The organism is Methylobacterium frigidaeris (genome assembly GCF_022179185.1).
Classification (GTDB): Bacteria; Pseudomonadota; Alphaproteobacteria; order Rhizobiales; family Beijerinckiaceae; genus Methylobacterium; species Methylobacterium frigidaeris.
Genome location: NZ_BPQJ01000297.1, coordinates 1 through 247, shown reverse-complemented (window position 1 = coordinate 247; position 247 = coordinate 1). Strand labels below are relative to the sequence as shown.

Annotated in this window: 1 protein-coding gene; it reads left to right on the top strand. The window is 56.3% G+C overall.

From position 1 onward, the window contains the following. Positions 1-247: hypothetical protein (locus tag MFF64_RS37210; protein WP_238194088.1), on the top strand; the 247-nt coding region annotated here is incomplete at both ends.

Genomic DNA, 247 nt, shown 5'->3' with positions numbered 1-247 from the left:
CTGGAAGGCAGCGAAACGGTGTCCGACGCCAGCGGTCATGTGGCGTTAAATCTCCCCGCCGCCGATAAACCGAGCCGCTATTTGTTAACCGTCTCCGCCAGTGACGGCGCGGCGTATCGCGTCACCACCACCAAAGAGATCCTCATTGAACGCGGTCTGGCGCATTACTCATTAAGTACTGCCGCACAATACAGTAATAGGGGCGAGTCGGTTGTGTTCCGTTATGGCGCGCTGGAATCTTCAAAAC